Consider the following 22,841-nt stretch of genomic DNA (forward strand, 5'->3'; position numbering starts at 1 on the left):
GCGTCTCTCCTGGCCTGTCCGGGGCCGTTCCCGCCCGTCCGGCGTCTCTCCTGGCCTGTCCGGGGCCGTTATCAGCCGGTCCGGCTCCACTCTCAGCCCGTCCGGGGCCGTTCCCTGCCTGCCCGGGGCCCGTTTCCGGCCCGTCCGGGGCCGCTCCCTGCCTGCCCGGGGCAGTTCCCGGCCCGTCCGGCGCAGTTCCCAGCCAGTCCGGGGCGTTCCCAGCCTGCCCGGGGCCGTTCCAGGCCCGTCCGGCGCCGCTCACTGCCCGTCCGGCGCCGCTCACTGCCCGTCCGAGGCCGTTCCCGGCCTGTCCGGGCCGTTTCCAGCCTGCCTGGGGTCACTTCCAGCCCGTCCGGCGCTTGAGGACGAGGCCCGAAGGGTCGACAGGGGGTCCGGGGGCGCAGCACCGGGAGACGGCCACACCAACACCGGCACCACACAACCGCGCGCCGAAAAACACCCCCACCCCCCGACGCGCCGCACGGCAATTGGCACTCCGCTTGACCGAGTGCTAATCGCGGTCATAGTCTCGGGTCTGGCACTCCCCCCTGGAGAGTGCCAACAACGCGACGGGCAGGTCCGGCACCCGCGACGACGGATCGACCTGGTCGCCACCTCAGACAGTTAACCCCGTGAGATCTCCGAAGGGGGAGGTCGGATCGTGACGACCGCCAGCTCCAAGGTTGCCATCAAGCCGCTCGAGGACCGCATCGTGGTCCAGCCGCTCGACGCCGAGCAGACCACGGCTTCGGGCCTGGTCATTCCGGACACGGCGAAGGAGAAGCCCCAGGAGGGCGTCGTCCTGGCCATCGGTCCGGGCCGCTTCGAGGACGGCAAGCGCGTCGAGCTCGACGTGAAGGTCGGCGACGTCGTTCTGTACAGCAAGTACGGCGGCACCGAGGTCAAGTACAACGGCGAGGAGTACCTCGTCCTCTCGGCCCGCGACGTCCTCGCGATCGTCGAGAAGTAGTCGAGAAGTAGAGGGGACCCCGGGGCCCGCCCCGGAGAACCCGACCTCGTAGCAAGTACTTCTGCTCGAACACTGCGCCCCTGGCCCCAGCATCCGACAAGGAGCCGGGCGGCCCAGGGGCGCAGTGATTTCACCTAGATTTCCGAGAGGGCTCCCGCTGCCATGGCGAAGATCCTGAAGTTCGACGAGGACGCCCGTCGCGCCCTCGAGCGCGGCGTCAACAAGCTTGCCGACACGGTCAAGGTGACGATCGGCCCCAAGGGCCGCAACGTCGTCATCGACAAGAAGTTCGGCGCCCCCACCATCACCAACGACGGTGTCACGATCGCCCGCGAGGTGGAGATCGAGGACCCCTACGAGAACCTCGGCGCGCAGCTGGTGAAGGAGGTGGCGACCAAGACCAACGACATCGCGGGTGACGGCACCACCACCGCCACCGTGCTGGCCCAGGCGCTGGTCCGCGAGGGCCTGAAGAACGTCGCCGCCGGCGCCTCCCCGGCCGCCCTGAAGAAGGGCATCGACGCCGCCGTCGCCGCCGTGTCCGAGGACCTCCTCGCGACCGCCCGCCCGATCGACGAGAAGTCCGACATCGCCGCCGTCGCCGCGCTGTCCGCCCAGGACCAGCAGGTCGGCGAGCTCATCGCCGAGGCGATGGACAAGGTCGGCAAGGACGGTGTCATCACCGTCGAGGAGTCCAACACCTTCGGTCTGGAGCTGGACTTCACCGAGGGCATGGCCTTCGACAAGGGCTACCTGTCGCCGTACTTCGTGACGGACCAGGAGCGTATGGAGGCCGTCCTCGACGAGCCGCAGATCCTGATCACGCAGGGCAAGATCTCCGCCATCGCGGACCTCCTGCCGCTGCTGGAGAAGATGATCCAGGCCAACGCCTCCAAGCCGCTGCTGATCATCGCCGAGGACGTCGAGGGCGAGGCCCTGTCGACCCTGGTGGTCAACAAGATCCGCGGCACCTTCAACGCCGTCGCCGTCAAGGCGCCCGGCTTCGGCGACCGCCGCAAGGCGATGCTGCAGGACATGGCCGTCCTCACCGGCGCCACGGTCGTCTCCGAGGAGGTCGGCCTCAAGCTCGACCAGGTCGGCCTGGACGTGCTCGGCTCCGCCCGCCGCGTGACCGTCACCAAGGACGACACCACCATCGTCGACGGCGCCGGCAAGAAGGAGGACGTGCAGGGCCGCGTCGGCCAGATCAAGGCCGAGATCGAGGCCACGGACTCCGACTGGGACCGCGAGAAGCTCCAGGAGCGCCTCGCGAAGCTGGCCGGCGGCGTGTGCGTGATCAAGGTCGGCGCCGCCACCGAGGTGGAGCTGAAGGAGAAGAAGCACCGTCTGGAGGACGCCATCTCCGCGACCCGCGCCGCGGTCGAGGAGGGCATCGTCTCCGGTGGTGGCTCCGCGCTGGTCCACGCCGTCAAGGTCCTCGAGGGCAACCTCGGCAAGACCGGCGACGAGGCCACCGGTGTCTCCGTGGTCCGCAAGGCCGCCGTCGAGCCGCTGCGCTGGATCGCCGAGAACGCCGGCCTCGAGGGCTACGTCATCGTCTCCAAGGTCGCCGAGCTGGAGAAGGGCAGCGGTTACAACGCCGCCTCCGGCGAGTACGGCGACCTGATCAAGGCCGGCGTCATCGACCCGGTCAAGGTCACCCGCTCCGCTCTGGAGAACGCCGCCTCCATCGCCTCCCTCCTGCTGACGACCGAGACCCTGGTCGTCGAGAAGAAGGAAGAGGAAGAGCCGGCCGCCGCCGGTGGTCACGGCCACGGCCACGCCCACTGACGACGCTCAGTTCGCCCTGACGGCCAGGGGGCCACTCTGACGGCCGCGAGGCCGCCGGACACCGTGTGAGGGCCCGGCTTCCCGTCCACCCGACGGGGAGCCGGGCCCTCGCCGCGTCCGCGTGCGGGCCTTCGCTGTGCCGGCCGTCGGTACGGCGCCCGTCATGCGAGCAGCGGGCACACCGTGTTGTCGTCCGTGACCTCGTACACGTCGATCCGCAGCAGCTCGCGGACGTGCGCCGGAACCCGCTCGGCGGCCTTGACGGACGAGGACGGCACGACGAGTGCGTACCGTATGCGGGCGTCCTGGCTCGTCATGCGGCGCAGCAGCTGTCCGTAGGCGATGTCCGCGTCTATGCCCTTCTCCTTGGTGCGGCCCTTGGCCTCGCAGATCAGCCGCTCCTCGCCGCGCACCGCTTCCAGGTCGGTCCAGCGGTCCGTGGGCTCGACCGGTGTCCACCCCTCGCCGAGCAGCCAGGCGCGGAAGGCGTCGGTGACCCGGTCCTCGTCGCTCTCCCGGGCCAGCATCTTCCGCAGCGTCGTCAGGTCGGCCTCCTCGCTGCGCCGCAGCCGCCCGCGCCCGTCCGCGTCGAGGTCGGCCGGCCGGACCACGACCAGCCGCAGCCCGTGGGCGGGGATCTCGGTGTCGCGGCGGGCGTCGTACAGGGCCCGCTGCTCGCCCCGGTGGACGCCGCTCACGGTGAGCCGGTCCGGCTTGTCGAAGTGGGGCATCGGCTGGTCGTGCTGGAGCTCCCGGTACTCGACCACCAGCCGGTGGCCGGGCCAGTACGCGTCGACCGGCAGCCTGACCTGACGGCCCCCTGCCCCCGGGTCGCCCAGCAGCCAGTCGAACCGGTGCTGCGTCAGGGCCGGTTCGCCGAGGATGCGGTCGCACAGACCGATCACGTACGCCTCGTCGCTGTCGCCTCTCGATGCCATGGCGCGCATCCTGTCAGGCGCCGGTGACAGCGCCGCCGGAGAGGATGCGTTCCGCCGTGCGAAGGACGTCGAGGATCTCCTGCCGTGCGGCGGGCCGGGACGCGAACACGCGCGGGCTGGGGTGCCAGGTGGGCAGCGTGTGCACCTTCGGCGCGTAGGTCTCCTGGTACGCCGCCCAGCCGGCCTGCGCCTTGCGGCCCATCGGCACGACGACCTCCAGCGCGGGCAGCATCGAGATGATCTCGTGCAGGAAGGGGGCCGCCCGCTGTATCTCGGACCGGCCGGGAGCGGCGATGCGGTCGGCGGTCCCCAGGTACCAGGGCACGATGTTCCAGTGCAGGGACTCGGCGTACGGCAGTCCGGCCTCCTCGCGGAGCATCCAACAGTTGCGGGCCGTCGGGTCGTCGTTGTCGACGGAGATGATCCCGCTGCCGGTCCGCCGCAGCTCCGCCTCCGCGCCCATCGCCTTCCGTCCTGGCGCCTCCAGCAGGAACAGGCTGCGCGCCTTGACGCCGCCGGACGCGGGGTCGAACCACGGCACGGACTCCCCGTCCCCGAGCCGCGTGCGCAGCTTCTCCACCCACTCGTTCAGGGGCCGCACGGCGGGCTCGCCATGGACCGCCTCCAGCCGGGCGCGCAGGGCTCCGGGGTCCCGCAGGGCCCGGGGAGCGGCGGTACGGAACCGGTCGTGTGGCGTCATGGCGCGCAGTGTGTCAGGTCCGTCTGACAACTCGCTGGGCCTGCCGGGCTCGGAGCGCGGCGGTACCCGAACCTGCTGGGCCGCTGGGCGCTCAGTCGGTGTCCGAGCCGGAGAAGAGACCCGGGCCGCCGTACTCGAAGGGTGTGCGCATCAGGACTCCCTTGCACACGTCCCCCGGCGTGAAGTCGCGGAAGTTGCGCGACACGTAGACGTCGGCGCCGGCGAAGATCGCGCATGCCAGATGGATGGCGTCCAGGCCCCTGATCTTCGGTTTCTCCGCCGTGATGTCGTTGGCGATGAGACCGACTCGGCGTGTCACCTCCACCAGCGTGACGTAGGGCTCCTGGAGCAGCGTCCGGATACGCGATCGGTGGGCGCTCGCGGAGGTACCGCGTGCTTCGGCCAGGGTCACGGTGGACGTGTAGAGGCGTACGTGACCGGCTTTGGCAGCCCGCAGCATGCTCTCCGCCTCGCGCGGGCAACCCGTGCCCTGGGCCCAGTCGATGAAGCAGTTGCTGTCCAGGTAGACCGACCCGGGGCGGTCAGTTTCCCTCACGCAGAGCCTCCACATAGTCCACCGAGTCCCGGCCGTCGGTCATGTCCGGCCAGAAACCGGCCCGCAGCTCGTCGTCGGAGAGCCGCGGTTCCGTCGGGAGGAGTTCGATCTCTCGCGCCCGCATCCGCACCACCTGTCCGTGGGCGTTCTCGGTGATCTCCCCGGTGATCTCCACCCGGTCGCGTCGCCACGCCCGCCGCAGCTCGGTGTCCAGGTCGTCGTCGAAGTAGACGGGGACCACCTCGTTGCCGACCTCGGTTCGCAGTACGGCACGGGGGCGGCGATGCCTCTCCTCCACAAGGCCGCTGAGGCGACCCCGTCGCGAACCGAAAGTGCGCAGCCTCGCACGGGTGGCGGCCCGGAGGTGGAGCGCCGTCCGCTGGGTGACCTCAGCTGTCCGCAGTGCGGCTCCGTCGGCACGTACGGCGATGAACATACCGATATCGGGTGAGGCTCCCAGGGAACGGGCGATCTGCTGCCCCAGCGATGCCGCACGGGTGGTCCAGCCGGCCGGAATGCGTTCCACGGTCTCGGCTTCCGCAAGTCCGGACACAGCCGTGCGCAGCACCCGCTCCACGACCCGGTAATCGGAGTGCTCGCCGATCCGCAGGGGTTCGAGGACACACGTCACGCTGCCCAGACGCAGCTCGCTGAAGGCCCACCGGGTGTGGTGGCGGCTCGACCGCTCCGTCTCGGTGTTCTCCAGCTCACGCAGCAGCGACAGCACGCTCTGTATGGTGCGTAGTGATTCCTGCGCGTCCATGCCGACGTGGGGGCCCCTCAGACTCACTTCGAGCTCGACGCTCATGCCGCACCTCCTTCTCCCTGCACAGTCCGATCACGCCACGGTACGCACTGCCCGAGTCCATGGTGGCGCTCGGCCCGGATGCTTTCACCCGGACGTGAGGGAAACGGGCGGGAAAAAGGCGGAAGAGAAGAGGTGTGTCCGTCCTGCTGCCAACCGAGAGTTCGGCGGTGTGGGCCGGGCGCGCCGGGCGCTCGCCATGGCGGTAGGAGGTCACTTCCTTCCTCTTGGTGACGGTCCGGGCTGCTGTCCTCTGCGGTGGCCTTCCCCACTCTGCTCAGACCCGTTCCTTCAATGGGTGTGCCACCGGGCCGCCGTCCAGAGGACCGGTATGGAGGGGTGGTGAGTCGAGGCAGCGTCGGCAGAGGGTTTCGTCGCCGGCCGGGCGGAAGAGGGTCGTTTGTACGTGGTCGCCCTCGCATTCGCGGAGGGCGGCGAGGCGGCTGGACGGGCGTGCGGGGGAGGGTTGTTCGGAGACTGGAGTGATGCCGGGGGCGGGGGCGGGTGGCACGTCCCGGAGCAGGTAGCGCAGGAGGCCGCCGGGGCGGTGGACGGGGGTGCCATCGTCGGGGAGGCCGCGCAGGATGTGCGTGCGGACGGCGGTGGGGGTGTGGCCGGCCGCGAGCCAGCGGGCGACGAGGCGGGCCAGTTCGTCATGCATGCCCCGGGGGATGCGGCGCAGGTCAGGGGAGAGATGGGGGAGGGCGGCGACGAGGGCGCGGGCGGCTTCGGAGTGTTCGGACGTCTCGGACGTCTCCGGGGCGGGTTCGGGCTTCGGGGCCGGGTCCGGCTGCCGCTCCGGCTCGGCGGGACGGTGGGAGGTGTTTTCCCCGGGGTCTTTCTTCGGATGACCGTCGGTGAGCGGAGGGGTCGGAATACCGACGGTCGGAAGACGGGGACTCGGAGCGACCTGCGGTGACGCGTCGGCGGAGGATGGGTGCACGGGCATCCGCGCGAGGATCTTCGCGGCCTCGACGGCGGTCAACGGCACGTTGGAGACGAGCTGTTGGGTGATCCAGTGGCCGCCGGGCCCCTGGAGCCGACGCTCGTGCACGAAGCCCTCCTCCTTGAGTTGCCGCTTGGCCCGCGTGAAGGCGCACGCCCCGATACGCGCGCGTTCGGCGGTGCGCGACAACGACTCGCGCGCCCCGTCGGGGAGGGAGAGCTGCCAGGTCAGCAGCCGCACGGCGTCGGAGGACAGCCGGGGGTGCCGAATGAGGTCGTGGGAGAACTGGGAGAAGGCGCGCGGGGGCGCGATATGGTGCCGGTAAATCACGGTGGGAGCCCTAACTTCCACTGGTGGTTCAGGCCCTCGCGGACGGCTGCAACCGCCGCGGGGGTCGCCTTCGTTCCGTGCCCGGCGTGGCACGCGGAAGACGTGATGTCGAGCCGACGCTACCGCACGTTGAGTGCTCGCACGCATGCGTTGCGTGAAGAGGCCGGGTCTGCTGTTCGACCTGCCGGGTGCCGCAGAGGCGGACCACGACTCGGAAGCGAGGAGTTCAACTTCTCCGTGAAGCCGATCCCCGCGGCTGAGAACGTGGCGGGCGGCAACATTTTGCGCAGCTTCTACGCGAAGAACCGCATCATCGACGGGATGGACGACGGGTTCCTCGTGAAGATCCGTTCCTGACCCCGACGGCGGGCGGACGGGCGGGACGGCATCCGACCCGGCTCGTCCGTGCCGCGGTCACGGCTTGGCAGGCCACAACTGCACGAGATACCTCTCCACGTCGTGCCCCGTGCCCTCACCCTCCGACAGGGCGGCGGCCTCGGCACGGCTGAGGGAGGGGCGGGCGCGATGGAGTCGGGAGCGGACTCGGGTGCGGGCGTGGAGGGCGGCGCGGGCGCCGATTCCAACGGGGAGTTCCTGCGCTGCTTCGGCCGTCAGATGATGCTGCTGCGGGAGGCCGCGGGGCTGACGCAGGCGCAGTTGGGGGAGCGGGTCGGGTACGGCGAGGCGCAGATCGCGGCGGTGGAGCAGGGGCGGCGGATTCCCCGGCCGGAGCTGGTGGACGCGGTGGACCGGGAGGTGGGCGGGAGGGGGGTGTTGGTTGCCATGAAGGGGGAGGTGGCGAAGGCTCGGTATCCGAGCCGAACTCCTCCACCGCCGGTTTCAGCGGCAGGTCGAGGATGAACTCCTCCACGAACACCGGCGTCTGGAGCAGCGCGTACGTCTTACGCGCGTGCTCGGACAGGCCCTGGTACAGGTCGCCGAGGAAACGGGTTTTCAGATCGGGTCCGTGAAGTCGTGCACGACTTCGCCGTCCGCACCGCGCCGCCGCCAGAACGCGAGCAGCGCCGTGGCCGCCTCGTACAACGGAAGCACCTCGAACAACCGTCGCCGCGGCCGGACAGCCATGCGTCCGGGATCAGCAGCAGTCGCACCCGGTCCAGCGAGGCCCCGCCCCCTGCCGCTCCTCGGCCGTCACCGTCACAGCCCCGCCCCGGCCTTGCCGACGCCCGACCGCATCGCCCGAGCTGGGCCTGTCAGCTCTCGGATGGTAAGACTCTCACTCTTTCCGATCGAACCTGATCAGGTAATCACATATTCCCATCGTATTGCTTATCGAGTTCAGTTCGATCTCATGGGAGTGATGAAAGATGTGTGGGAATGTGTATGGCTATCCGATAGGGGTATCGGTTAATCTTCAAGGAGGGGTGTCGATCAAGCGCATCCTTTCGCACGTGTACGACAGGGGGCGTGCCGTGAGGCTCTGGAGTCCGCTCATATCTAAAACCAGGAGCGCCCACATAAGAGTTCGCGACGCCCTGGATTCCTATGCGGATAAAATCACTCCGAGGGGGAGGTTTTGGCAGGCGGTCTTCATCCCTGGCGTCCCTCTCGCGGTTATGGGCCTCGTCTATGGCGCATGTGCATGGATCGGTGTGGAGTCGTCGGCGGACTGCCCCCCTTCCACCCTTCTGCACTTGGCGATCCCCGCCCTCCAGGAGCGGCCCTCGGAGTGCCGCGAGCTGCCTCTCGTCGCCGATCTGCCGAGCGTCGCCCTCGGCTTCACCTCGACGCTGGCGGTGACGATCTATCTGATCCTGATCAAGAGACTGGCCGGCCTCCAGAGGGGTCTCGTGGCTTCCGGGCTCGTCAAGTCGGTGAAATTCAGGGAGGGACGACTCGCCGAGCGGCTCGCACTCCTCCACGAGAGGATCCGTCCCGCGCGCTGGGTCAAAGGGGTGCTGCTGGCCTTCAGCTTCCTCGGGAGCTGCTACCTGTACTGGGCGGCCTACAAAGGTGGCCGCGCCTTCTCCGATCTCTCCGCCATCTCGAGGGAACATCCGAGCGAGGAGGTGCTGCGCGCCTCGTGGTGGGCAAATTACGAAGAGCATTTCGGACTGGCCCTCACCTGGATCGGTGTCGGGATGTTCGGCATTTACTTCGCGGCGAAGCAGGCCTACATCTACCAGAAACTTGTGATGTTCTCGATCAACTCCCGGAAGCACTGGGAATTCCAGTACGTGCCGAGGGATCGCGACGACGACTTCGGGTGGAAGCCGGTCGGCGAAGTCAACGCGATCGTTTATCTGGGGTTCCTGAACTTCGCGGTCTCTCTGTTCGCCGTCGCCTACCTCTTGCAGGGCGCTCCCGGCGGATCGGGGAACGCGGTCATCGGTGCCATGGCGCTGCTGGGAATCCTGGCGAACCTGGGAATCGTGCTGGCTCTTCTCTGGGTGATGGTGAGGAACCATCGGAAGATCATCGTCCGTAAGAGGGCGGAGGTGAAGAGACGGCTGCTGGAGCGTGAGGGCCGGACCGCCGCGTCACGCGGGCTCACCACCTCGGTCAGGGGTGGCAGCCGTGGGAAGTCCGTCGTCCGGAGAAGGGCCGTGGCGAGGAGGCGGCTGCCAAGGCGTTCCGGCGAGCCGACCGCAGCGCACGGGCGCTCCGCCGGGGAGACGGAAGCCGCCTACCTCTCCGTTCAGGGGATGCTCCTGTCCGAGGCGCCCCGCTGGTATCCGCTGAGAGGCAGGCTCCGGCCGCTCCTGTCGGTGGCCCCCGGCCTCTTCGCCTTCTACAAGGCAGGCGGTGAGCTCGTGAAGCTCATCCAGTGAGGCCCGTCCCCACGTCTACGGACGTCCCCACGTCTACGGACGGCGAGCCTCACCGGAGACCGCCGTCGCTGACGGGGAGTGAGGGCAGGAGCCGCAGGGTAATACCCCGTCGCTTCTTCCGGACGGGGAGAAGCCGTTCTCAGCATTGGAAGGGCAGGGGGCCATGGGGGCGGACGGCAGGGCGATCGACTTCGAGGTGGTGCTCGAACCAGGGCGGGGGGACGGGGACAGGTCGATGGAGCTGGCTTCCGCCCAGCTCACCCGTGAACTGAACCGGCTGTCCGGGACCACGGCCAGGGGAAAGGCGGGCCCCCCGCCGGCACCGGGGTCCCGAGCTGGTGAGGGTCTAGCCGAAGTGCTGCGGCTGTCGGTCGAGTTCGCCCCCGTGGCGGCGGTGATCCTTCAGGGCGTCCAGTTGTTCGGAGGCTGGTCGGCGTTGCGTCCCGGGCGCAAGGTGTGGCTCCGGCGCCGGGACGGTGAGGCGATGGAGGTGACCGGCCTGTCCGCCGAGGACCAACGGCGGCTGATCGACTCTTGGCTGGACGGCCGGGAAGTCCCGCCGGATGATCAGGACCCCACCCCCGACGACCAGGGACCCCCGCCGAACGGGAACGGGGACTCGACGTGACCGAGCGGCGGGCCTTGCTGATCGGCTGCTCCCGCTACCAGGACCGGTCCTTCGCCGAACTCGCCGCGCCCTTCCACGACCTCGCCGAACTCAGCACCGTGCTGTCGCGTCAGGACATCGGCGGCTACACCGTGCAGCGGCTGTTCGACGTGACCGCCTCGGAGGCGCAGCTCGCGGTGTCGAAACTGTTCAAGGAGTCGAAGCGGACCGACATCCTGTTCCTCCACTTCTCCTGCCACGGCTGGCTCGACGACACCTTCCGCCTCCACCTGGTGCTGCGCGACTCGCACAGCGGACACATCGAGGCCACCGGATTCCCCGTCACCCTGCTCGCCGAACTCCTGGAGACCTGCGCCTCGGAACAGATCGTCCTGAGCATCGACTGCTGCTACAGCGGGCGGGTCAAGCGGGTCCTCACCCACCGCGGTCCCAGCTCCGTGGGCCTGGGAGCCCGCCTGCAAGAGGCCGGCTCCGGCTTCGCCGTACTGACCTCCGCCGATGAGGTACAGGCGGCGATGGAACCCTCCGGGAAGCTCCGCAAGATCGGTGCACCCCGTACTTCCCTGTACGTCACCGCAATGGTCGAAGGGCTCAGGACCGGCGACGCCGACCTCGACCGGGACGGCGTTGTCTCCATCCTCGACCTGGCGGAGTACCTCAGGCAGCGCTTCGTGGGGCAGGCCCAGCAGCCGACGGCCTCCCTCTTCCTCAAAAGACCCGTGACGGTCGCGCTCAACCCCCAGCAACCGGTCTCTGACAAGGTGACCGGCAGACCATCCGCCGGCGCGAACACGGAGGAGATCTGCCGCGTCCTGCGCGGCGCACCGCTGGCCCTGGGGCTGGTGATCAGGCCGCCGGACGACGACCCGGGCCTGAGACACCTGCGGAAGACCACACCCGGTGTGGCCGGCGAAAAGATCCTCGGCTATTGGGACGGGGGTCACCGCTGGCACCTTTTCAACAACTTCCTCCCCGTAGGGCGAAGCCACGACGGCTACCTCGTCTTCACCGACACGGCGGTCCACCTGCCCAAGAGGAGCGGACGCCTGACCTACGAAGAGCTCGGCGCTCACGAGATCACGGCGGAGAGCGTCCGGGTCGCCGGCCACTACCGCCAGGGAGGCGGGTACGTCTCCAGCTACGTCCTCCTGAAACACCCCTACCGCTCGCTCACCTTCGGTGACGGAAGCAGGGACAGCGCCGAACGCCTGGCCGCTCTGCTGAACTCCCTGGCCGGGATCCACCCCGGTTGAAGCCTGTGGGAGAAACTGCTCGGGGAGGACAGGCGAGTCCTGGCGACGGGCAGCTCCCAGGGCGGCGAAATCCTGTCGTCCAAGTGCGGAAGCCCTTCCTGCTCCCAGCGGAAGCCGGAGCGCCGGGCTGGAACCAACGCTCACGGGGGGCGGGAGCAGCGGGCACCGAGCACCGCCGTGGACAGCGGAGGGAGGGTCCGTACCGACTGCTGTCGTGATCCTCCCCTGACAACAGGAGCAGATCCTGGTCGCACGCCAGGACACCGACGCCTGCGTCAGAGGCGATCGCCGACCGACGTCACAGCTCCGGCGGCTCCACCGCCCCCAGCTGCCGCAGCAGTCCCAGCCGGTCGTACTGCCACCAGCCCTCCGCGACCCTGCCGGAGGTGCTGAAGCGGAAGACGGTCATGCCGGTCATGGTGGCCCGCCGGCCCGTGGCCGGGATGCCGAGGAAGTCGCCCTTGTGGATGCCCTCCCAGCTCCAGCGGGTGCAGACCCGGTCGCCCTGGGCCACGCGGTCCTCGGCGCGGAACGTGAAGTCGAAGCCGGCGCGCCACGCGTCCAGCTCGCGGCGCAGGTCCTTCAGGCCGACGACGTCCTGCTCGTTCGCCGGGTCGTGGTCCCGGTAGTCCTCCTCGACCAGCCCCGTCAGCGGGGACAGGTCGTGCGAGGCGGTCACGATCTCGAAGAAGCGGCGGGCCGTGTCCGCGTTCAGCCGTGCGTCGCGCACCACGTCGAGGTCGGTGAAGGTCGGCGTCCCCTCGCACAGGGCGCTCATCTCCCGGAAGATCCGGTCGGTCTCCGGCAGCTTCGAATTCCGCATCGCCTCCTCGTACGAGGGGAACTCCACGATCTCCACCAGGTGCGACGTGTCGCCGCGGTCCTTGCCGACCACCGCGTGCGTCGCCGTCCGCCTCCCCCTGGTCTGCTCCACCCACTGGTTCATGAGCCGGTCGAGTTCCTCGAACCGGCTGGTCCTGCAGTCGATGAGCTGTACGAAGGTCATGACGTCACCTCCGGCCACCCGGGTCCGGGCCGGCGCGCTGCGGGTCCTGTCCTGCCCCATTCTCCTCCGGGGCGCGGCCCGCGTCCCGGCGCGCCCGCGGAGCCGTCAGCGGGGCCCGTACTTGCGGCCGGTCCTGGAGGAGATGCCACCCAGCAGGTTCCGCGGGACCAGCTTCGACGCGCCCATCAGCACCTTGTACCGCGGGTCCGGAACGGACAGCGACTTGCCCCGGGCCAGGTCCGCCAGTGCCGTCGCGGCGACCTTGTCCGCGTCCAGCCACATCCACCGCGGGATGTTGTCCGTGCCCATGCCGGCCCGCTGGTGGAACTCGGTGCGCACGAAGCCGGGACACAGCGCCATCAGGCGTACGCCGTGACCGGCCAGGTCCTGCGCCGCGCCCTGCGTGAACTGCACGACCCATGCCTTGGACGCGCCGTACGTCCCGCGCGGCACGAACGCCGCGGTCGAGGCGACGTTCACGACCCCGCCGCGTCCGCGCTCCCGCATGGCCTCCACCGCCGCAGACGTCAGCCGCAGCACGGCCTCGCAGTGGACCTTGAGCATCGTCAGCTCGTCGGACATGGGGACCTCGAGGTAGCGGCCCTTGTGCCCGAACCCGGCGTTGTTGACCAACAGGTCGACGGGGTTGCGGCGGTCGGCGAGCCTGCGCTCCACCGCCTCGATGCCCTTGTCCTCGGCCAGGTCGGCGGTGAGCACCTCCGCCTCGATGCCGTGGCGGTCGTGCAGCTCGGTCGCCTGTTCCCGCAGGCGTGCGGTGTCCCGGGCCACGAGCACCAGGTCGTGGCCGTCGGCCGCCAGCCGCCGCGCGAACGCGGCACCGATTCCCGCCGTCGATCCCGTAATCAGAGCCGTTGTCATGGCCCAAGAGTAGTGACCCGGAGGGCGGGCGTCCGCTCTGCGGGCCGTGCGGGCACGGGTCCTCCAGGACACGCCCCGACGTGCGGTCAGACCTCCACCGTCGCCCCTGACTTCTCCACATGCTCCCGCGCCCGGCGCAGCGCCTCCGGGTGCAGCGCGTCCCCCGCCGCCAGCAGCCGGGGGAGCAGCTCGCGATCCGTCGTCACCGCCCGGAACTGGAGGGCCACCGTCACGTCGTGGTCCGGGCGGTGGACGATGCGTACGGCGTCCCCCGCGCGCACCTCGCCGGGCGTGATCACTCGCAGGTAGGCCCCCGGCGCGGCCCGCTCCGTGAACCGCTTCACCCAGCCCTTCTCACCCAGATGGCCCTGGAAGGTGCGGCACGGGACACGCCCGGAGGTGACCTCCAGGACCGCCTCGGGTCCCACGGCCCAGCGCTCGCCGATCAGCGCGCCGGACACGTCGACCCCCTCGGTGGTGAGGTTCTCGCCGAACGAGCCGTCGAGCAGCGTGCGCCCCAGGGTGCGCTCCCACTCGTCGAGGTCCTCGCGGGCCACCGCGTACACCGCCTGGTCGTCCCCGCCGTGGTGCCGCGTCTCGCACACCGCGTCCCCGGCCAGACCGCTTCCGCCGACGCCCTTCGGGCCGGGCGCCGACACCCGCACCGGCCCGTCCACCGGACGCTTGTCGATGCCGGTCAGGCCGTCGCGCTGGCCCGTGTAGGGGACGGACTTCGGGCGGCCCAGGTTCACAGACAGAAGCTTCATGCGGTGCACGGTAAGGCATGCACATCAAAGCGTCGACGCATTAATCCCCGCTTGATCAAAGGCGGGCTTATCTCTGCGCGTATCCTGGCGGTGTGATCGAAGCCCGCCACCTCCGCGTGCTGCGCGCCGTGGCCTCCACCGGTTCCTTCTCCGCCGCCGCCCGCGAGCTGGGGTGCACCCAGCCCGCCGTCAGCCAGCAGATGAAGGCCCTGGAGGGGTCCGTCGGAACGCCGCTGCTCATCCGTACGGGCCGCGAGATGCGGCTGACCCAGGCCGGCGAGGCGCTGGTGCGGCACGCGGCGGGCATCCTCGCCGGGCTCACCGCCGCCGAGGAGGAGGTCGCGGCCATCGCCGGCCTGCGCGCCGGACGGGTGCGGCTGGTGTCGTTCCCCAGCGGCAGCTCCACGCTCGTGCCGACCGCCCTCGCCGCGCTGCGCGACGCCCACCCCGGCACCCGGGTCTCCCTGGAGGAGGCCGAACCGCCCCGCTCCGTGCGGATGCTGCGCGAGGGTGACTGCGACGTGGCCCTGGCCTTCCGCTACGAGGGCGCGGCCGGTGCGGAGGAATGGGAGGACCTGGTGGTGCGGCCGCTGCTGTCGGACCGGCTGGTCGGGCTCGTGCCGGAACGGCACCGGCTGGCCCGTGCGGGGTCGGTCGCCATCGGGGAGCTCGCGGGGGAGCCGTGGATCGCGGGCTGCCCGCGCTGCCGGGGACAGCTCGTCGAGGTGTGCGAGACGGCGGGTTTCACCCCGCGCATCGACTTCGCGACCGACGACTACCCGGCCGTCGCCGGCCTGGTCGGCGCGGGACTCGGGGTCGCGGTCCTGCCGCAGCTCGCGCTGGAGTCGTTGCGGCCGCGCGGCGTGCGCACCGTGGACCTGGAGCCCGCCGTGCGGCGGGAGATCGTCGCGCTCACCCTGCCGGACCTCGCCCAGGTCCCCGCTGTCACCGCGACGCTGGAGAAGCTGGCGGCGGCCGCCGCCAGGTGAGGGAAGCCGCCTCGGCCGCCTGACGGCACCGGGCCGCCGGCGAGTGGCTCACAGAGCAGGCGAGCGGCTCACAGAGCAAGGGCACGCGAGCGTGCCCGGGGTTCCTTTCCGGAGAAACGTTCCTTCAGGTGTTCGAGGCGGTGGCGTGTCCGCCGGCGCCCGACGCCGACACCAGCCGGTTGCGTGCCCGCCCCATCAGTTCTTCGCGCTCGTCCTCGGTCAGGCCGCCCCACACGCCGTACGGCTCGCGCACCGCCAGCGCGTGCGCGGCGCACTCGGCGCGTACCGGGCACCTCATGCAGACCTCCTTGGCCGAGTTCTCGCGTGCGCTGCGTGCGGCACCCCGCTCGCCCTCCGGGTGGAAGAAGAGCGAGCTGTCCACCCCGCGGCAGGCAGCCAGGAGCTGCCAGTCCCACAGGTCCGCGTTCGGTCCGGGAAGGCGGGAGAAATCTGCCATTGCGTGACCCCTTGTAGCCGTTACTGGGCGGATCCGGTGTCCACGACCGTACAACTACGATCAAAGGAGATGAAAATATGACTCATTGCGAATCTAGCTCCGGACACCATCAAAGGGGAAGAAAAGGGGCTGAATGGGGCATGGGTTGTGGTGAAAGTTCGGGGGTACGTCGCGCATGTCTCCACCGTGAACGCCTCCTCACGTAGAGTGCCGAAGATGGCAGACGGCCCCGTAACTCTTTCGAGTGACCGTCGTTGAGAGTGCGAGGCGGTTGAAGGAACAAGCGCTCGGGCGGGCGTCCGAGACGGTCGACCGCAAGGTGACGATTTCGTACCAGCCTGGAGGCTCAAGGTGACGCGCATCAGCTGCGGAGGGCGGCCATGACTTCCGTCCTCGTCTGCGACGACTCCCCGCTTGCCCGAGAGGCGCTTCGCCGCGCGGTCGCGACCGTGCCCGGCGTCGAGCGCGTGACGACGGCGGCCAACGGCGAGGAAGTCCTCCGCCGCTGGGGTGCCGACCGCTCGGACCTGATCCTGATGGACGTGCGCATGCCCGGTCTGGGCGGCGTCGAGACAGTGCGGCGGCTGCTCTCCGCCGACCCCGGAGCACGCATCATCATGCTCACGGTCGCCGAGGACCTGGACGGCGTCGCCCTCGCGGTGGCCGCCGGGGCCCGCGGCTATCTGCACAAGGACGCCTCCCGCGCGGAGCTGCGCGCCACGGTGACGCAGGCGCTCGCCGACCCGACCTGGCGGCTCGCCCCGCGCCGGCTGCGCTCGGCCGAGATGGGCGCGGCGCCCACGCTCACCGCGCGTGAGATCCAGGTGCTGGAGGGGATGAGCCACGGCCGCTCCAACGCGGAGATCGGCCGCGAGCTGTTCCTCTCCGAGGACACGGTGAAGACCCACGCGCGCCGGCTGTTCAAGAAGCTCGGCGCCTCGGACCGGGCCCACGCGGTGGCGCTCGGGTTCCGGTGGGGTCTGGTGCGGTAGGCCGTCCCGTCCTTCGGGCCGGGCCGGCCGGAGTGCGGGGCGCCGTACCGGCGCGGGGTCCGGGTGTGCGTCCGGGCCCGGATCCGGCGAGCCGTCGTTCCGGCGGACGCGGCGCCTGGTTCCCGCGCGGACGGACCCGGTCCCCGTCATGGCCGCGGCGCCGCGCGGACCGTGCGGGGCGCCGGCCGTGCGTCCGGGTCCGGTACGGGCATCCGTGTCTCTCCCGGACGGCTGCGGCTCCGACCCTCGTGACGTTCCGCACGGACGCGAGCCGAGCCGGCACCGGCGCATCCCGGGCGCGGGCCCCGCACGGGCGGGCCCGCCAAGCGCTGCTCACGTGGGCCGGCGCACACGGTGGACGTGGTGTTCGCCGCGGCCTGGAGGGACCCACTGCTCGTTTCGCGGCGGATGCCGCATCCTTGAGGTGTGGAGTTCCTCGGGGACGAGTCGGTCGAGCGGAAGGGGAGGGCGCAAGGGATGACTTCCGGCGCACCTGCTCATAACGCTTCGGTGCACAACCAAGGACACGGTGCCACGGACCCCGCGTCCGCAGGGCACCATGGACCGATGCGCGACGACGAGGCGGGCACGGCCCAGGGGGCGATCGGTGCGCTCGTCCACCGCGCGGTCGACGGAGACGAGCAGGCCACGCACGACCTGCTCGCCCACGTCCACCCCCTCGCCCTGCGCTACTGCCGCACCCGTCTCTCCCGTCTGCCGGGCGACGCCCGGCACTTCGTCGAGGACCTCGCCCAGGAAGTCTGCGTGGCGGTGCTGCTCGCGCTGCCCCGCTACAAGGACACCGGCCGGCCCTTCGAGGCGTTCATCTTCGCCATCGCCTCCCACAAGGTCGCCGACCTCCAGCGCGCCGCCATGCGGCACCCCGGCTCGACCGCCGTGCCGTCCGACGAGATGCCGGAGCGGCCCGACGACTCGCTCGGCCCGGAGGAGCGCGCCCTGCTCAGCAGCGACGCCGAGTGGGCCAAGAAACTGCTGGCCAGCCTGCCGGAGAACCAGCGGGAGCTGATCCTCCTGCGCATCGCCGTGGGGCTCACCGCGGAGGAGACCGGTCAGATGTTGGGAATGTCACCCGGCGCGGTCCGGGTGGCGCAGCACCGCGCGCTGAGCCGGCTGCGGGCCCTGGCGGAGCAGTAACGCCCGCCCACGCACCGCCTCTTCGCGTGCGCGCCGGCACATCAGTTGCATATGAACGGACGATCCGTCGTTCCCGTACGAACATACGAAGCCGGGGGCCGTGCGGAACCGTGGAATGAGACACCCACGCTTCCCGTTAGCATGGACATCCGCACCGATCAAGGCCATTTGGGGAAGGTGTCATGACTGCCAACGTCGACGGAGTGCCCGGAAAATTCGCGACACTCGGGCTGACCTACGACGACGTGCTGCTGCTGCCGGGCCCGTCGGACATGGCACCCGACGAGATCGACACCGCCTCGTACGTCTCCAAGAACGTGCGGGTGAACATCCCGCTGCTGTCCGCCGCCATGGACAAGGTGACCGAGTCCCGCATGGCCATCGCGATGGCCCGCCAGGGCGGCGTCGGCGTGCTGCACCGCAACCTGTCCATCGAGGACCAGGCCAACCAGGTCGACCTGGTGAAGCGCTCCGAGTCCGGCATGGTGACCGACCCGATCACCATCCACCCGGACGCCACGCTCGCCGAGGCCGACGCCCTGTGCGCCAAGTTCCGCATCAGCGGCGTCCCGGTCACCGACGGCAACAAGAAGCTGCTCGGCATCGTCACCAACCGCGACATGGCCTTCGAGACCGACCGCTCCCGTCAGGTGCGCGAGGTCATGACGCCGATGCCGCTGGTGACCGGCAAGGTCGGCATCTCCGGCCCGGACGCCGTGGAGCTGCTGCGCCGTCACAAGATCGAGAAGCTTCCGCTGGTCGACGACGCCGGCGTCCTCAAGGGCCTCATCACGGTCAAGGACTTCGTCAAGGCAGAGAAGTACCCCAACGCCGCCAAGGACGGCGAGGGCCGTCTGCTGGTGGGCGCCGCGGTCGGTGTGGCCGGTGACGCGTTCGAGCGCGCCCAGGCGCTGATCGAGGCGGGCGTCGACTTCATCGTCGTCGACACCGCGCACGGCCACTCCCGGCTGGTCGGCGACATGGTCGCCAAGATCAAGTCGAACTCCTCCGGCGTCGACGTGATCGGCGGCAACATCGCCACCCGCGACGGCGCCAAGGCGCTCGTCGACGCGGGCTGCGACGGCATCAAGGTCGGTGTCGGCCCCGGCTCCATCTGCACCACGCGCGTCGTCGCCGGCGTCGGCGTGCCGCAGGTCACCGCGATCTACGAGGCCGCGCTGGCCGCCAAGGAGGCCGGCGTGCCGGTCATCGGCGACGGCGGCCTGCAGTACTCCGGCGACATCGCCAAGGCGCTCGTCGCGGGCGCCGACACGGTGATGCTCGGCTCGCTGCTCGCGGGCTGCGAGGAGTCGCCGGGCGAGCTGATGTTCATCAACGGCAAGCAGTTCAAGTCGTACCGCGGCATGGGGTCGCTGGGTGCCATGCAGACCCGTGGCGACCGCAAGTCCTTCTCCAAGGACCGCTACTTCCAGGAGGGGGTCGCCTCCGACGAGCAGCTGGTGCCCGAGGGCATCGAGGGCCAGGTGCCCTACCGCGGCCCGCTGTCGTCCGTCGTCCACCAGCTCGTCGGCGGTCTGCGCCAGTCGATGTTCTACGTCGGCGGCCGCACCGTCCCCGAGCTCCAGGAAGGCGGCCGCTTCGTCCGGATCACCTCGGCGGGCCTCAAGGAGAGCCACCCGCACGACATCCAGATGACGGTCGAGGCACCGAACTACAGCCGCCAGTAGCGGCGGGCTTCCCGAGGGCGGCTCCGGACCACCGGGGCCGCCCCCGCTCGTGCCGCCGGGGCGGTGGGCGCCGGGGCCGTCGGGGATACTGGAAGGCGCTGCAACGCAACAGGGAAAGGCCACAGACGTGACTGAGATCGAGATCGGGCGCGGCAAGCGCGGCCGCCGGGCGTACGCCTTCGACGACATCGCGGTCGTCCCCAGCCGCCGTACGCGGGACCCGAAGGAGGTCTCGATCGCCTGGCAGATCGACGCCTACCGCTTCGAGCTGCCGTTCCTGGCGGCTCCCATGGACTCGGTCGTCTCGCCGGCCACCGCGATCCGCATCGGCGAGCTCGGCGGCCTCGGCGTGCTGAACCTCGAGGGCCTGTGGACCCGCCACGAGGACCCGCAGCCGCTGCTCGACGAGATCGTCGGTCTGCCCGACGAGGCGGCCACCCGCCGCCTCCAGGAGATCTACGCCGCTCCGATCAAGGAGGAGCTGATCGGGCAGCGCATCAAGGAGGTGCGTGACTCCGGCGTCGTCACCGCCGCCGCGCTCTCCCCGCAGCGCACCGCCCAGTTCTCCAAGGCCGTCGTCGACGCGGGCGTGGACATCTTCGTCATCCGCGGCACCACGGTGTCCGCGGAGCACGTCTCCGGCTCGCACGAGCCGCTGAACCTGAAGCAGTTCATCTACGAGCTGGACGTCCCGGTGATCGTCGGCGGCTGCGCCACCTACACCGCCGCGCTCCACCTGATGCGCACCGGCGCGGCCGGCGTCCTCGTCGGCTTCGGCGGCGGCGCCGCGCACACCACGCGCAACGTGCTGGGCATCCAGGTGCCGATGGCCACCGCGGTCGCCGACGTGGCCGCGGCCCGCCGCGACTACATGGACGAGTCCGGCGGCCGTTACGTGCACGTCATCGCCGACGGCGGCGTCGGCTGGTCCGGCGACCTGCCCAAGGCGATCGCCTGCGGCGCGGACTCCGTGATGATGGGCTCCCCGCTGGCCCGCGCCACCGACGCGCCGGGCCGCGGCCACCACTGGGGCATGGAGGCCGTCAACGAGGAGCTGCCGCGCGGCAAGAAGGTCGACCTCGGCACGGTGGGCACCCTGGAGGAGATCCTCACCGGCCCGTCCCACACCCCCGACGGCTCGATGAACCTGTTCGGCGCCCTGCGCCGCGCCATGGCCACCACCGGCTACAGCGAGCTGAAGGAGTTCCAGCGCGTCGAGGTGACGGTGGCGGACTCGCAGCACCGCCGGTAGTCGCCCTCGGGCCACGAGAAGGGGCCGGTCACCTGAACGGGTGACCGGCCCCTTTCGCGTCTGCGCCGGGCGCGCGTGGTGGTCGGGGGGCGCGCGGTTGCGCCGGGACCCTGTTCGCGCCTATGCGCCTGGTCGAGACCGCTAGTGTCCTCGGCGGTGTCCCAGTTCTTCTGGGAGCCCCCTTCCAAGGACCTGGTCCGGGCCCCGCCCTCGGGGCCCGGCCCGATTCCGACGGACCGTCCACCGGGCTACTGGGCGGTGTCGTGGAAGGGGGCGCCCATGGGACGCCACCGCAGGCCCACCCGCTGGGACCGGATCCGTCTGTGGACGGTGAAGTGCCGGAGGAGGTGGATCTTGCGGCTTTTCGGATGGTGAGCGGCCGCCCCCACGAAGACTAGGGGCGGACACCCGTGCATCATCCCGGAGCCTGCCGCAGTAGCCGCTGCGGTGGGCTCCACCTGCTTCCCACCGTACCGGGGTGACGTCCCGCCCACCAGCAGCCCCCGTGACACGGAAGCCCGCCGCACGCCCCCCTCTCACAACCGGTGCGCCGCCCCGGTGGGGGTCGCGCCGCGGGTGTCCAGGAGGAGCTGGGCCTTGACCGAGAGGCCCTGGAGGTCGTACGTGCGATGTTGCTGGAGGAGGATCGTGAGGTCGGCGTCGGCGGCGGCCTCGTAGAGGGAGTCGGCGCGGGGGACGGGGCGGTCCAGGACGTTCCACGACGGCACGTGCGGGTCGTGGTAGCTGACCGAGGCGCCCAGTTCCATCAGACGGACCGCGATCTCCTGCGCGGGGCTGCCCTGGAGGTCGGAGAGGTCGGCCTTGTAGGTGACCCCGAGGAGCAGCACGCGCGCGCCGCGCGCCGACTTGCCGTGCTCGTTGAGCAGGGCCGCGGCGCGCTGCACGACGTAGCGGGGCATGCGGCCGTTGACCTCCTGGGCCAGTTCGGCCATGCGCAGGGTGCGGCCGGCGTGCGCGGTGAGGTCCTGGGGGACGGTGTGGCCGCCGACGCCAGGCCCGGGCCGGAAGGCGAGGAAGCCGAAGGGCTTGGTCTCCGCGCAGCGCAGCACGTCCCACAGGTCGATGCCCAGGTCGTGGCAGAGGGCGGCCATCTCGTTGACCAGGGCGATGTTGACGTGCCGGAAGTTGGTCTCCAGGAGCTGCACCGTCTCGGCCTCGCGGGGACCGCGGGCGCGGACCACCTTGTCGGTGATGCGGCCGTAGAAGGCCGCCGCCGACTCGGTGCAGGCGGGGGTGAGGCCGCCGATGACCTTCGGGGTGTTGGCGGGGGTGTGGTCCCGGTTGCCGGGGTCGACGCGGCTGGGGCAGTGGGCGAGGTGGAAGTCGCGGCCCGCGCGCAGGCCGGAGCCGGACTCCAGCAGCCGCAGCAGCGGGCCCTCCGTGGTGCCGGGCGGCACGGGGGACTCCAGGATCACGGTGGTGTGCGGGCGGAGCTGCGCGGCGAGGGCGCGGGCGGCCGACTCGACCTGGCCGAGGTCGAGCCCGCCGTCGGCGGCGGGCGCGGTGGGGGCGCAGATCACGGCGGTGCGCACCCGGCCGAGCTCGGTCGCGCTGGTGGTGACCCGGAAGCCCTGCGCGAGCATGCGCCGCTGCTCGGCGGGGCTGAGGGAGCCGGGCTCGGGGCCGGTCCGGTACCCGACGGTGGGGATGCCGGCGGCCACGGCGGCCTGGGCCAGGGGCAGTCCGAACGGGCCGAGTCCGATGACGGCGAGATCTGCGGGCATGGCGTGGACCGTCCTTCCCAGTAGCCGGAGTGCGACAGGTGCGCAAGCCCTGAGGACTGGACAGGCGAGCGCAATGTCAGACTAGGAGTAAATATGACCGATATGCGGGATTGATCGGCTGGTTTTCGGTGAGTCGCGCGGGGGACTGGTCCGGTGGGTCGACCGGTGACAGCTCGGTGGGCCGGCCGGTGGCAGCCCGGTG

21 protein-coding genes and 1 pseudogene are annotated in these 22,841 nt (G+C 70.6%); 11 read left to right on the plus strand and 11 right to left on the minus strand.

Going from position 1 to position 22,841, the window contains the following annotated elements:
- Window positions 1–661 precede the first annotated feature (661 nt).
- Window positions 662–970, plus strand: coding sequence for a co-chaperone GroES (gene groES, locus MTR79_RS03535; RefSeq protein ID WP_006130737.1), 309 nt, complete (start codon window positions 662–664; stop codon window positions 968–970).
- Between the two features lie 162 nt (window positions 971–1,132).
- Window positions 1,133–2,761: a chaperonin GroEL gene (gene groL / locus MTR79_RS03540; RefSeq protein ID WP_163037301.1), complete on the plus strand. Its 1,629-nt coding sequence runs from the start codon at window positions 1,133–1,135 to the stop codon at window positions 2,759–2,761.
- Between the two features lie 161 nt (window positions 2,762–2,922).
- On the opposite strand, the gene MTR79_RS03545 is transcribed toward groL, so the two are convergent.
- From MTR79_RS03545 to MTR79_RS03565, 5 genes are all read right to left on the minus strand, one after another.
- The gene (locus tag MTR79_RS03545; RefSeq protein ID WP_244789128.1) at window positions 2,923–3,699 is read right to left on the minus strand and encodes a hypothetical protein; all 777 of its coding nucleotides are present in this window, start codon (window positions 3,697–3,699) and stop codon (window positions 2,923–2,925) included.
- A gap of 13 nt (window positions 3,700–3,712) precedes the next feature.
- On the minus strand, window positions 3,713–4,399 hold the full coding sequence (locus MTR79_RS03550) for a uracil-DNA glycosylase (protein WP_244789130.1): 687 nt from the start codon (window positions 4,397–4,399) through the stop codon (window positions 3,713–3,715).
- A 91-nt stretch (window positions 4,400–4,490) separates the two neighbouring features.
- Complete coding sequence (locus tag MTR79_RS03555; RefSeq protein ID WP_244789132.1) at window positions 4,491–4,955, minus strand: PIN domain-containing protein; 465 nt, start codon at window positions 4,953–4,955, stop codon at window positions 4,491–4,493.
- Entirely contained in the window at window positions 4,942–5,763 is an 822-nt protein-coding gene (locus MTR79_RS03560) for a hypothetical protein (RefSeq protein ID WP_244789134.1), read from the minus strand. Before MTR79_RS03560 ends, MTR79_RS03555 begins: the two co-directional genes overlap by 14 nt.
- A 274-nt stretch (window positions 5,764–6,037) precedes the next feature.
- Complete coding sequence (locus MTR79_RS03565; protein WP_244789136.1) at window positions 6,038–7,036, minus strand: hypothetical protein; 999 nt, start codon at window positions 7,034–7,036, stop codon at window positions 6,038–6,040.
- Between the two features lie 615 nt (window positions 7,037–7,651).
- On the opposite strand from MTR79_RS03565, the gene MTR79_RS03570 reads away from it, so the two are divergent.
- Entirely contained in the window at window positions 7,652–7,897 is a 246-nt protein-coding gene (locus tag MTR79_RS03570; protein WP_280518386.1) for a helix-turn-helix transcriptional regulator, read from the plus strand.
- Here MTR79_RS03570 and MTR79_RS03575 read toward each other — a convergent pair.
- A pseudogene (locus MTR79_RS03575) lies at window positions 7,848–8,098 on the minus strand (hypothetical protein); the annotation flags it as partial. The gene MTR79_RS03570 and the pseudogene MTR79_RS03575 sit on opposite strands and share 50 nt — an antisense overlap.
- A gap of 323 nt (window positions 8,099–8,421) precedes the next feature.
- On the opposite strand from MTR79_RS03575, the gene MTR79_RS03580 reads away from it, so the two are divergent.
- From MTR79_RS03580 to MTR79_RS03590, 3 genes are all read left to right on the plus strand, one after another.
- Window positions 8,422–9,828 (plus strand): hypothetical protein, encoded by a 1,407-nt coding sequence (locus MTR79_RS03580; RefSeq protein WP_244789138.1) that lies wholly within the window; start codon window positions 8,422–8,424, stop codon window positions 9,826–9,828.
- A gap of 163 nt (window positions 9,829–9,991) precedes the next feature.
- Window positions 9,992–10,456 (plus strand): hypothetical protein, encoded by a 465-nt coding sequence (locus MTR79_RS03585; RefSeq protein WP_244789140.1) that lies wholly within the window; start codon window positions 9,992–9,994, stop codon window positions 10,454–10,456.
- Complete coding sequence (locus tag MTR79_RS03590) at window positions 10,453–11,709, plus strand: caspase family protein (protein ID WP_244789142.1); 1,257 nt, start codon at window positions 10,453–10,455, stop codon at window positions 11,707–11,709. The genes MTR79_RS03585 and MTR79_RS03590 overlap by 4 nt, the downstream gene beginning before the upstream one ends.
- A gap of 298 nt (window positions 11,710–12,007) precedes the next feature.
- Here MTR79_RS03590 and MTR79_RS03595 read toward each other — a convergent pair whose 3' ends face one another.
- The 3 genes from MTR79_RS03595 to MTR79_RS03605 all read right to left on the minus strand — a co-directional run bounded on the left by MTR79_RS03595 (window position 12,008) and on the right by MTR79_RS03605 (window position 14,361).
- Window positions 12,008–12,715 (minus strand): ester cyclase, encoded by a 708-nt coding sequence (locus tag MTR79_RS03595; protein ID WP_175448174.1) that lies wholly within the window; start codon window positions 12,713–12,715, stop codon window positions 12,008–12,010.
- A 105-nt stretch (window positions 12,716–12,820) separates the two neighbouring features.
- Entirely contained in the window at window positions 12,821–13,594 is a 774-nt protein-coding gene (locus tag MTR79_RS03600; protein WP_048457992.1) for an SDR family oxidoreductase, read from the minus strand.
- 86 nt (window positions 13,595–13,680) lie between these two features.
- On the minus strand, window positions 13,681–14,361 hold the full coding sequence (locus MTR79_RS03605) for an MOSC domain-containing protein (protein WP_244789144.1): 681 nt from the start codon (window positions 14,359–14,361) through the stop codon (window positions 13,681–13,683).
- A 92-nt stretch (window positions 14,362–14,453) separates the two neighbouring features.
- Here MTR79_RS03605 and MTR79_RS03610 point away from each other — a divergent pair, with 92 nt between their 5' ends.
- Window positions 14,454–15,350, plus strand: a complete 897-nt coding sequence (locus MTR79_RS03610; protein WP_244789146.1) for a LysR family transcriptional regulator — start codon at window positions 14,454–14,456, stop codon at window positions 15,348–15,350.
- A gap of 124 nt (window positions 15,351–15,474) precedes the next feature.
- Here the strand turns inward: MTR79_RS03610 and MTR79_RS03615 are convergent, their stop codons facing one another.
- Window positions 15,475–15,807 carry a WhiB family transcriptional regulator gene (locus tag MTR79_RS03615; protein WP_006130727.1) on the minus strand — a complete coding sequence of 111 codons (333 nt, stop codon included), beginning with the start codon at window positions 15,805–15,807 and terminating at the stop codon, window positions 15,475–15,477.
- 380 nt (window positions 15,808–16,187) lie between these two features.
- On the opposite strand from MTR79_RS03615, the gene MTR79_RS03620 reads away from it, so the two are divergent.
- The 4 genes from MTR79_RS03620 (at window position 16,188) to MTR79_RS03635 (ending at window position 20,894) form a co-directional block, all read left to right on the plus strand.
- Window positions 16,188–16,799: a response regulator transcription factor gene (locus tag MTR79_RS03620; RefSeq protein WP_003948568.1), complete on the plus strand. Its 612-nt coding sequence runs from the start codon at window positions 16,188–16,190 to the stop codon at window positions 16,797–16,799.
- Between the two features lie 567 nt (window positions 16,800–17,366).
- Window positions 17,367–17,954 carry a sigma-70 family RNA polymerase sigma factor gene (locus tag MTR79_RS03625; RefSeq protein ID WP_006130726.1) on the plus strand — a complete coding sequence of 196 codons (588 nt, stop codon included), beginning with the start codon at window positions 17,367–17,369 and terminating at the stop codon, window positions 17,952–17,954.
- A gap of 182 nt (window positions 17,955–18,136) precedes the next feature.
- On the plus strand, window positions 18,137–19,642 hold the full coding sequence (gene guaB, locus MTR79_RS03630; protein WP_048457988.1) for an IMP dehydrogenase: 1,506 nt from the start codon (window positions 18,137–18,139) through the stop codon (window positions 19,640–19,642).
- A gap of 127 nt (window positions 19,643–19,769) precedes the next feature.
- A complete protein-coding gene (locus MTR79_RS03635; protein ID WP_033272416.1) occupies window positions 19,770–20,894 on the plus strand; it encodes a GuaB3 family IMP dehydrogenase-related protein in 1,125 nt (374 codons plus the stop codon).
- Between the two features lie 536 nt (window positions 20,895–21,430).
- On the opposite strand, the gene MTR79_RS03640 is transcribed toward MTR79_RS03635, so the two are convergent.
- Window positions 21,431–22,639 carry a nucleotide sugar dehydrogenase gene (locus tag MTR79_RS03640; protein ID WP_086702196.1) on the minus strand — a complete coding sequence of 403 codons (1,209 nt, stop codon included), beginning with the start codon at window positions 22,637–22,639 and terminating at the stop codon, window positions 21,431–21,433.
- Window positions 22,640–22,841 lie beyond the last annotated feature (202 nt).

The sequence above is a fragment of the Streptomyces sp. BJ20 genome (genome assembly GCF_022869105.1).
Lineage (GTDB): Bacteria > Actinomycetota > Actinomycetes > Streptomycetales > Streptomycetaceae > Streptomyces > Streptomyces griseoincarnatus.